We start from the raw sequence: 7582 nt of genomic DNA, 5'->3' as shown, positions 1-7582 counted from the left end.
GCGCGCGCTGAGCTCGACACCTTCGTCGCCCGTGGCGTTCGGCTGCTCGGTCGCGCCGCGGCCGGAGGGCACGCGATAGGCCAGGAGCGGAGCCGGCTGCCGGACGCGGGCTCGGCCGGGAAGGGGAATCTCGCTCTCGCTGCCGGCGCGCCACCCGCGCCGAGCCGGGACTCGACCCACGAGCCGATTCTCCCGTGCCCGGAGATTCGGTTACGTCGAGCCTCGCCGGGACCGTAGCCCGGGGCCGGACGCGTGCATTCGCGTGACGGAGGCGGGTACGCCGCTAACGTCGAGCGTGATATGTGATCATGGCCGCGAGCTGACGAGGCGGCCGGTGTCCGCGGAGGGTGACACGGTGATTCCGGGGGCCGAGGACCCGATGCTGAAGGTCGCGCGCGCCCACGTCGACGGCCGGACCATCATTGTTCCCGACTACAAGATCGTGTTCATGCCGATCCCGAAGGTCGCCTGGACGGCGATGCTCTGGGCGCTGACGCCGCTCGTCGGGATGTCGGCCGACGACTTCGCGCGTTCGACCAAGCCCGAGATCTCGCCGGTGATGGCCGTGCACGACATGAAGATCTGGGCGGCCCACGGCTTCCTGTTTCGCGACGTCGACCCGGATCGGCGCGAGGAGATCCTCGCCGATCCGGAGTGGTTGCGGTTCACCGTCGTACGCGATCCGGCGAAGCGGCTGTGGTCGGCCTGGCAGTCGAAGATCCTGCTTCAGGAACCCCTCTATTACGGCTTTCACCGTGACCGCCCCTGGTTTCCGCGGCTGCCCGAGAACACCGCTGACGTACTGGCCGACTTCCACCGGTTCATCCAGGCGATGGCGGACGGCTACTACACCGATACCAAGATGCGCGACGCCCACTGGGCACCCCAGACCGATGCCATCGATCTGTTGCCGCTGAACCACATCGGTCGCTTCGAGACGGTGCGTGAGACGCACGCGCTGCTGCAGGCCCACGTCGCCGGGCAGGGCGGCCCGGTCCTGCACTTCGGGCGCGCGAACGTCAACCCACTGCCCTATGACCGGCTGGTCTACGACGCTGCCTCGGCAGCGACGGTCAACCGCATCTACACGCGAGACTTCACCGAGCTCGGCTACCAGCCGGTCGAGGTGGACCCCGACCCGGACTTCGACGCTTGGGCCAAGCAGGTGGAGCCGCACTTCCCGCACCTTCGCGAGCTGATCGGGCGGCATCAACGGCTGTACGCCGTGGTCGACAGCTTTCGCCGAGAGGTGCGGGCGGCGGAGAAGAAGAGTGAGCGGCTGGCGAAGCAGCTCGCGTCGGCCGAGCAGCGCCAGGCGAGCGCGCGTGACGAGCTGGAGCGCGCGCGGCGGCGCTACGAACGAGTCACTGGTTCGGTCTCGTGGCGACTCACCGCACCGCTGCGGTGGATCCGGTCGGGCGGCCGCAGCCGCTAGCTCCGGCGGTAGCCGCGCACGCGGGCTGTCCGGCTGGCCGGGCACGGAATTTCACCCGTTCGGGCGGCCTGCCGATACAACCACGTGCGCCCAGCGTCGTTGCAGCGGCCGGCCCGGGCCGTCCTGGGACGACCGGCCGCGGTCGACCTGTGCCCGGATGCCGGCGGCCGTCGATCGGGACGCGAGCCGCTCTGGTGGGCGCCGTACGCGATCGCGGCGGTGGCCTTCGCCGCCTACGCCGCCTACTCGATCGCTCAGTACCTGCGGATCGCCGAACCGTCGTGGGATCTCGCGATCTTCACCCAGATCGTGCAGGGCTACGCCCACCTGCACGCACCGGTCGCTGACATTCGCGGGCCGCATCTGGACGCCTTGGGTGACCACTTCAGCCCGGTTCTCGCCGTCCTGGCGCCGGCCTACCGGGTGTTCCCGAGCCCACTGACGCTTCAGGTCGCACAGGCGGCGTTGTTCGCCGTCGCGATCGTTCCCATCACGCGGCTCGCCATGCGCCATCTCGGCCGGCGTACGGGTGTTCTCGTCGGGGTCTGCTACGCGCTCGCGTGGGGCATCCAGTCTGCGGTCGCGGCGGATTTTCACGAGGTCGCCTTCGCCGTCCCGCTGCTGGCGTTCGCCTGTGCTGCACTCGTCGAACGTCGCTGGCGGGCGGCGGTGCTGTGGTCCGCTCCGCTGGTGTTGGTGAAGGAGGACCTCGGGCTCACCGTCGCAGCGATCGGCGTCTACCTCGTGTTTCGTGGCGAGCGAAAGCTCGGTCTGCTCACGCTCGTCGGTGGCGCGGTCGCCACCGCCGTGATCATCGGGCTCGTGATCCCTGCCTTCAATCCGCACCACACCTATACCTATTGGGGAATGGTGCACACTTCCGCGGCAGCGAACCCGGTCACGCTCGTGACGCGCCTCGTGTCGCCCGCGACGAAGCTGCACACGGTGCTGCTGCTCGTTGCGATCACGGGGTTCGCCGCGTTGCGGTCGCCGCTGCTTCTCGTCGGGCTTCCCACCCTGGTGTGGCGGTTCGAGTCGGCTGATTCGAGGTATTGGGGCACCTCGTGGCACTACAGCGCAGTGCTCATGCCGATCGTGTTCGCTGCGATGGTCGATGGCCTGGTCCGGCTGCGTTCGAGCGACTCACCGACCGTTCGCAGCGTCGTGCAACGCCTTCCTGCGCTCGCGCTTGCGGTGTCGCTCGTGCTCTGCGTTCAGTTCCCGCTCCGTGACCTCGTCCGCCCGTCCAGCTACCAGCGACTCCCGGCCTCGGCAACCGCGGCGGTGGCCGCCGTACCGCGTGGCACAAGCGTCGAGTCGGATGTCGGCCTGCTGACGCTCCTTGTGCCGCATCACACGGTGTTCACGATCGGAGACACCGGCTCGACGATCCCCGAGTATGTAGCGATCGACACGTCGATCGAAGGTTCGGCCGCCGACTCTCCGGTCGTCTTCGCGGACTCGTTGCATCCAGGTACGACGTACCGGCTGGTGTACCGGCAGGGAAGCTACGCCGTGCTGCAGGTCGCGCGCTGACCTACAGCAGTGCGAGTCCCAGTCCCGCAGCCGCAGCCAGCAGGCCGGCCGTCAGGCTGGCCGCAACGTTGACCACGGACTGCGCCAGCTCGTTGCTCTCGGCCAGCGCGATCGTCTCCCAGCAGTAGGTCGACCACGTGGTGAACCCACCGCAGATACCGATGCCGATCACGTCGGCGGTGCGCGCCGACAAGCCGTGATGGGTGGCCAGTCCCGTGGTCAGGCCGAGGACGAACGAGCCCAGGACGTTGATCGTGAGCGTTCCGAATGGAAACGTGGAGGCATGTTGGTGCTGGATCAGGCGGTCGAGCAGGTAGCGGAAGACCGCGCCGGCACCCGCGGCTACCCCGACCAGGATCGTGACCGTCATGGCGTCGCTCGGGCAGACGTCGCTAGCGAGCGCGCGATGACTACTCCGCACACCGTTGCTGCAAGGCCGGCCAACAGGCTGCCGAGTACGTAGAGCGCCGCGGTCGCAGGATGGCCGTGCGCACCGAGCAGATCGGTCGACACCGCGACGCTGGAGAACGTCGTATAGGACCCGCAGAAGCCGGTGCCCAGTGCAGGTCGCAGGTACCTGCTGTCAGGCCGGCGTTCCAGCGCCAGGACGAGCACGACCGCGAGCACGAACGCTCCCGTGGTGTTGGTCAGCAGGGTCGTCCAGGGAAAGGCGTTGGGGGATGCGGGCCAGGCGCGCCCGAGTCCGTAGCGCGCGAGGCCGCCGGCGACGCCACCGAGGGCGATGACCGCGACCACGTCCGATCGGATCCTCGGCCATCGTGAGTCGCCCGATGCCGTCCGGACCCCGGTCGCGCCGATCAGCGGTCGAGCGGGTTGGTCATCGACGCCCAGGTCGGGATCGATGCCGCTGCCTGAGCCGATTGTTGCCAGCCCAGCGAAACGGCGCAGCACTCGTGCGTGCCGATCCAACGCAGCCTCCTACCGAAGAGGTAGGAACCATTGGCCGCGGGTTGCGACGGTTGTTGGCGGGTCCCACCGCCATCACGCGTCCCCCATGGTACCGAACGGTCAGTCGGCGGGCGACGGTACGACGAGCACGGGTTTGCGCTGCTTGCGCAGCAGCGCCTGCGGCACCGAACCGTGCAGCAGCCGCTGGGCGAGTCCACGACCGCTCGCGCCGACCACGATGAACAGTGCGTCGTGGTCGTGGGCCGCGCGGGCGAGGGCGTGCACGGGTTCGTCCCGCGCAGTCTCGAACGCCCACTGCACGCGGCTCGACGCGAGCAGCTGTGCGGCCTCTTGCCGTTCCTGGTCGATGGTGCGCTTCGCGGCGGTCTCCCATTCCTCCGAGTCGGGGTCGACCGGGTAGTCCTCGAGATCCACGACGTGCAGGATGACGAGTGTCGCGTCGAGCGCGGTGGCGAGCGCCGCCGCGACCACGAGCGCGCGGTGGCTGGCAGGGTGCCGGTCGTACCCGACCAGCAGGCGGCGGGGACCGTCGATATGCGGTGGTTCCAGGTCGCTCGCCGACAAAGGTTGCACGCACGCTCCCTCCGCCCGCGGCTGAGAGTACGCCGACGATGACCGATCAGGAAGAGACCGACAGCGTCGTACCGGGCACGCGACGATCTGCGGTCAAATGTCTGCTTCGCGCGCCGCCGGTGGAACGGCGGAATACGATCGGACCTGCCGTCGCCGGGACCACGCGACCGCTCGCCGGGTCCTGACCGCAGCGCATCGATCCGGGGTGCACACTCGTGCCGCGGGCAACGCTGCGAGGGAAGTGACCGACATGGCGCTGGCCGAACAGCACTGCCACGCCGGTCTGAGCGAGGACTCGCTCGCGCGTCTCGTGAGCGGGGTCGCGCACGACCTGACGAACGCGCTCGGCGCGATCGCGAACCTCGCCGTGCTCCTCGACCGCCGGGTCGAGGACGCCGCCGTGCGGCACGACGTGGAGGCCATTCACGCGGCCGCCCGGCAGGCCACCGACCTCGTCCGCCGACTCGTGCGCGTCGCCGGCAACGGCGTCGCGCAGCCCGCCATGATCGATCTGGACGAGGTCGTGCGGACCGCTCTCGACGGCGTAGGTCGCAGTGCCGGAGTCGTCGTCAGGATCGCGCCCGGTGCCGGTCCCGTCCGCGCCTGGTTCGACCATCAGCACCTCGTCGAGATTCTTGCCGAGGTGGCACTCAACGCGGTCGAGGCGATGCCGGCCGGGGGAGTCATCGACGTGGCCATCGAACCCGCGCCGTCGCCGGACGCTCATGCGACGGTGCGCATCACCGATCACGGAGTGGGGATGCCCGAGTCGATCCGGGACCGCGCGACCGAGCCGTTCGCGACCACCAAACCTGCGGCGCCGGGGCGCGGGCTCGGTCTCACGGTCGTCGCCTGCCTGCTCGAACGCAACGATGGCCGGCTGGACATCGACTCGGCGCCCGGCGTCGGTACGACGGTGCGGCTGTCGGTCCCCTCCGTCGAGTTCGAGAAGCGAGCCGTCGATGGCTGACACTCCATCGGAGGTCATCAACGTCCTGGTCGTCGATGACCACGTGATGTTCGCCGAGAGCCTCGCCCGCCTGCTCGACGACGAAGATGGCCTCAAGGTCGTCGGGTTGGCGGCATCCGGCGCGGCGGCTCTCGAGATGTTCGACCGCCTGCGTCCCGACGTGGTGCTGGTCGACTACCGGATGCCCGACCACGACGGGGTGGAGATCACCGAGGAGATCAAGCAACGCGCGCCGCACGCGATGGTGGTGATGCTGACCGGATCCGCAGACGACAGGGTGCTGCTGGCCGCCATCGAGGCCGGGTGTTCCGGCTTTCTCACCAAGGATCGGGCCGCGGCCGAAGTGGCCGACGCGGTACGGTCGGCGGCGGCCGGCGAGGCGTTGATCACCCCGGCGATGCTCGCCCGCCTGCTGCCCAAGCTCGCGCGGCGCCCGGCGGGGGTGAACACCGAGTTGACCGCACGCGAGCGAGAGGTCATCGACTGCATGGCCCGCGGCTGGTCGAACAAGGACATCGCCGCCCAGTTGTTCCTGAGCGTCAACACGGTCCGCAACTACACGCAGTCGATACTCGCGAAGCTCGGCGCGCACTCGAAGCTCGAAGCGGTGTCGAAGGCGGTTCGCGAGGGACTCGTCGAATACCCGGCTGGACGGTGACCGCTCGACCGTCGGGTGTCACCCGGATGGCCTAGCGCATTCGCACCCCGCAAGACGGTGTGAAGGCTTCTGTTGCGGGCCGCCGCCGATGCCGTTGAAAAGGTGCGCGGGTTCTTCGAGGCTGCCGGATCGGGCGGCTAGTGAACCGTGGGATCCGCGCTGCGAACTCTTCCGGCCGCGCGAGCGGTCGATCCGCCGCAAGGAGCCGTGCATGGTGCCGTTGCCGAGCGATCCCGCGTTCGGTTGGTTCGTCGACGGCCTCCGCGCGACCGGCGCCTCGCCGCAGACGATTGCGTCCGCGCTCAACCACTCGGTGTGGGCCGATCCGAACGGCGGCCGGTGGCACGGCCGGCAGGTCGAGGCACTGCTCGCCGAACCCGCCCTTCGGCCTGCGGCCGACGCTGACGATGACGCCGACCCGCTGCTGGCGTTCCGGCGGCTGGCACTGTTGCGCATGGTCCGCGACTGGCGGCCGGTCGAGGGCTGGCACATCGAGCGGTTGTGGTGCTGGCACCAGGGCGGTGGCACCATCCGGTCGATGGCCCGCCGGCTGAACCAGGCCGCCGTGCCGGCCCCCGATGGCGGCGCGTGGACCGGGACCTGGGTGAGCGTCTTGCTCTACCTGCGGATGGTCACGGCGGCCGGCGACGCGGAGGCAGCGGAGTCGGGGTCGTCCGTCGTCTGCGCCGCGTAGCTCGCCGGCGACGGCGATACGTAGTAGTCGCCGATGACTTCCCGGGTCACAGCCGGTTCCGGCTCAGCGCTCGGTCGCGCGGGCTGCAGGTCGACCACGATCGTTCCGGCCGCGCGGTCGTGCAGCCCACGCCGGCGACCGTCTTTGAACGCGGGCAGGTAGGCGAGCAGGCCGGTTGCGGGCAGCGGAATGAGTCCGGGTAGCTGCGGGACGAGCCACCGCCGCCAGGACCGCGCCCAACCCGGTGGCTGGAACTGCCCGGCTTCGTTGTCGTCGACGACCACGCGCAACCGCAGCAACAGCTTGCCCACGCCGGCTCCCCAGAGCGCGTTCGTCACGACGCGGTAGGCCACCGACGAGATCGCGATCAGCGCGAAGCAGCCGAGCAAGCCGAGGATCGGCTTGAGGGCCTCGGGGTCCGGGGAGCTGAGGTTGGCGGCGCTGGCGAGGGCGTGACCGGTCTGCCTGTTCGCCGATTTCAGTGCGACCAGGTGCGCGATCTCCCGAAGGTCACGCTCCCCGCCGACGGCCAGCACGAACCCGGTCGCGAGCAGGGCGCCGAGAGCGACGTCGATCGACCAGGCGGCGACGCGTCGGCCGATCGGCGCGACGACGTACCGGCTCGGTTCGGCCATGGTCAGAGCATCGACCGAACTCGGGCCGCGGTTGATCGTCCGGACTCGGAGTCAGGTCCCCGGTTCGGCCACCGCGGCGCGGGGATCGGAGTACCGTCGGGTTCCAGGAGCCGCACCAGAGCCCGGACCGTCGCTCTAGCCGTATTCCGCT

General features: G+C 69.7%; 10 protein-coding genes and 1 riboswitch. Of the genes, 5 read left to right on the top strand and 5 right to left on the bottom strand.

Going from position 1 to position 7582, the window contains the following annotated elements; translation table 11 throughout:
- The coding region (locus VME70_13005; protein HTW21118.1) for a hypothetical protein at nt 1–180 on the bottom strand (180 nt) is incomplete at its 3' end.
- Nucleotides 181–334: 154 nt separating this feature from the next.
- Between VME70_13005 and VME70_13000 the strand changes: the two genes are divergently transcribed.
- Entirely contained in the window at nt 335–1435 is a 1101-nt protein-coding gene (locus VME70_13000; protein HTW21117.1) for a sulfotransferase family 2 domain-containing protein, read from the top strand.
- An 84-nt stretch (nt 1436–1519) separates the two neighbouring features.
- On the top strand, nt 1520–2971 hold the full coding sequence (locus VME70_12995; GenBank protein ID HTW21116.1) for a DUF2079 domain-containing protein: 1452 nt from the start codon (nt 1520–1522) through the stop codon (nt 2969–2971).
- 1 nt (nt 2972) lies between these two features.
- On the opposite strand, the gene crcB is transcribed toward VME70_12995, so the two are convergent.
- The 3 genes from crcB to VME70_12980 all read right to left on the bottom strand — a co-directional run bounded on the left by crcB (nt 2973) and on the right by VME70_12980 (nt 4474).
- Entirely contained in the window at nt 2973–3341 is a 369-nt protein-coding gene (crcB, locus tag VME70_12990) for a fluoride efflux transporter CrcB (protein HTW21115.1), read from the bottom strand.
- Nucleotides 3338–3901 carry a CrcB family protein gene (locus tag VME70_12985; protein ID HTW21114.1) on the bottom strand — a complete coding sequence of 188 codons (564 nt, stop codon included), beginning with the start codon at nt 3899–3901 and terminating at the stop codon, nt 3338–3340. Before VME70_12985 ends, crcB begins: the two co-directional genes overlap by 4 nt.
- Nucleotides 3902–3915: 14 nt before the next feature.
- Nucleotides 3916–3981: riboswitch (Fluoride riboswitch) on the bottom strand.
- A gap of 19 nt (nt 3982–4000) precedes the next feature.
- Nucleotides 4001–4474, bottom strand: a complete 474-nt coding sequence (locus VME70_12980; GenBank protein HTW21113.1) for a universal stress protein — start codon at nt 4472–4474, stop codon at nt 4001–4003.
- Between the two features lie 250 nt (nt 4475–4724).
- On the opposite strand from VME70_12980, the gene VME70_12975 reads away from it, so the two are divergent.
- The 3 genes from VME70_12975 (at nt 4725) to VME70_12965 (ending at nt 6796) form a co-directional block, all read left to right on the top strand.
- Nucleotides 4725–5444 carry an ATP-binding protein gene (locus VME70_12975; protein ID HTW21112.1) on the top strand — a complete coding sequence of 240 codons (720 nt, stop codon included), beginning with the start codon at nt 4725–4727 and terminating at the stop codon, nt 5442–5444.
- Nucleotides 5437–6102, top strand: coding sequence for a response regulator transcription factor (locus VME70_12970; GenBank protein HTW21111.1), 666 nt, complete (start codon nt 5437–5439; stop codon nt 6100–6102). The genes VME70_12975 and VME70_12970 overlap by 8 nt, the downstream gene beginning before the upstream one ends.
- Nucleotides 6103–6313: 211 nt before the next feature.
- On the top strand, nt 6314–6796 hold the full coding sequence (locus tag VME70_12965) for a hypothetical protein (protein ID HTW21110.1): 483 nt from the start codon (nt 6314–6316) through the stop codon (nt 6794–6796).
- On the opposite strand, the gene VME70_12960 is transcribed toward VME70_12965, so the two are convergent.
- Nucleotides 6721–7431 (bottom strand): RDD family protein, encoded by a 711-nt coding sequence (locus VME70_12960; protein ID HTW21109.1) that lies wholly within the window; start codon nt 7429–7431, stop codon nt 6721–6723. The two genes, VME70_12965 and VME70_12960, sit on opposite strands and share 76 nt — an antisense overlap.
- Between the last annotated feature and the right edge of the window lie 151 nt (nt 7432–7582).

It is taken from the genome of Mycobacteriales bacterium (genome assembly GCA_035504215.1).
Classification (GTDB): Bacteria; Actinomycetota; Actinomycetes; order JAFAQI01; family JAFAQI01; genus DATAUK01.
The sequence above is the reverse complement of the archived record's forward strand: the minus strand, read 5'-3'. Positions and strand labels throughout refer to the sequence as shown.